The 2040-nt window shown below is 62.1% G+C and carries 1 pseudogene; it reads right to left on the bottom strand.

Annotated elements, in window-relative coordinates:
• A pseudogene (locus BVH03_RS26630) lies at nucleotides 1–2040 on the bottom strand (hypothetical protein); the annotation flags it as partial.

Raw genomic sequence — 2040 nt, 5'->3', positions numbered from 1 at the left:
GCGCTAGCGGCCATGGCTTGGACACGGGGCACGAAGCGTGCGTCCTCACCAACCGCAGTAGCTGGCTCCTGGCTGAGTGCAACCGCCAGTGGAGCTGGCGTCTTGAGGGCCTCGCGTAACACCAATGTGTACGGCGCACTGATCTCAACCGTGGTGAAAGGTGTGGCGGCCACTGGTGCTCTGGCCAGCGATTCGCTCGCCAGGGTAGCCAACGGCGGGTTATATAGCTGCACGCTGCTCCCCGGCTCTGGCAAGAGAGCCAGCTGTTCGCGCTCTGCGAGTTGCAGCGGCAGGCTGCCCAGCTCGAGCGGGTCGAGCTGCAGGGGTACGCCGGCATGGCCACTATGACCGCTGAGAGCCAGGCCCGGCGATGCAGTGCCGGCAGGAAGCTGGCCCACGCTGACCGCCGAGCCACGGGCGGACAGTCCGCTTGCGCCATCGCGCTCGGCGACCTGCCACTGCCCGTCGCCAATAGCGACTGCACCCAAGGGGTCGATGCGCATCGCGCTGCCCTGGGCAACGGGGCCGACCGTGTCGCGCGGTACCGAGCCGAGAACGGTTTGCCCAAGGGTCCAGCCTTGACTGGTTGCGGCGTCCCGCACCTGGCTTTGGCTGCCGCTCTGGCCGCTCAGGCGGAACAAGCCGTTCTGCCCGGTGGGCAGACTGAAGCCAGGCAGAGCCAGGGGGTTGACTTGCTGCTGGGCGAGGTCGGGAGGGAGTTGCGGGTTGAGGCGAACGACGGTGGTCGAGCCCCCGCCAACGTTGGTATTGCCTGCTCGCGAGGTACCGGGAGCGATGTTCTGGCCATTTCGACGAACACCGTTTTCGATGATGTTCGCGCTCTGCACGGTGACATTGCCACCAGCCTGGATCACCGCCCCCGCTGCAACGCCAGTCGAGGTGACGGTATCGACCGAATCGACGAGGCTATAGGTGCTGAAGATGGATGGAACCGGGTATTGAGCTCCGGGGTTGTAATAGCGATTTGGCGTCCTAGTAACTTGGCGGTCAGGCCTCAGATAGACATCCGGTTCGCGGGCCTGCCTGATGACATAAGTGTGCTCGTATATCGCGTTATGCCGGTTGTATTGGTAAATATCACCATTTGTTCTGATGAGACTCTCGAAAACAGCTCGCCGCTCGGAATCGACCGGATTGCGGTACAGGCGATAGCGACTCACACTTTCCGTGGAAGAGCCGAGGTTAGATACTTCATCGCCGACAATCAAAATATTGCCAGATGCGGACACGGTACTATGGCTATTTTCGATCTTGCGACCGGTAAGCTCGAGATTGCCGCCGGCCTGTATCAAGGAAGCCGGTGAGTCGGAGACGACGGTTCGCTCTATTTGCTCTCTGAGGAAGTAATAGAGATCGAAATGACGCCCCTTACAATCGATGCAGTCATAGGTGATGCTCCCGGATACGAGCCGTTCGGAAACGGCAAAGGCATCCTTGCGGTTGATGATGTCCCGGGCGTTGACAGTAAGGTTCCTGCCGCTCTCGACGGTACTGGATACGTTTTCGAAACGACTGGACTGCTTGCCCACCTGATCACCTTCGATCAGCAACGCCCCCAGGCTATACACATCCGCATAGCGGTTGGTGAACGTATCGACATAGAGCGCCATGTCGTCGCCACTGAAGATCAGGCCGTTTTCGTTGAGCAGCGTCGGGGTGGTCAGGGTGGTGCGGCCAGAGGCGCCCAGGGTGCCCTGATTGGTGATGCCGCTGGCATCGATGCGCAGGTCGCCGACGGCGGTCAGGCGCCCCTGATTGAGCAGGGGTCCGCCCAGGGTAAAGGTACCCCGGCCTCCGGTGGTGATGCGCGCCGCATCAGGCAGTTCGAGACGGGCAGCCGCCAGGCTCAGGTCACCCAAGCTGGTGAGTTGGCCGGTACCGGTGTAGGCGCCACTCAGTCGTAGGTCTAGGGTGCCGTCGCTGGCGATCAGGCCGTGGTTGGTCCAGTTGCCGCCGGTGCCGATCAGCGACTGGCTGGCCAGCAGTTGGCCGCTGGCGGTCTGGGTGAAGGTGCCGATC

It is taken from the genome of Pseudomonas sp. PA15(2017) (assembly GCF_001945395.1).
Classification (GTDB): domain Bacteria; phylum Pseudomonadota; class Gammaproteobacteria; order Pseudomonadales; family Pseudomonadaceae; genus Aquipseudomonas.
This window is presented reverse-complemented; position numbering and strand designations above follow the sequence as displayed.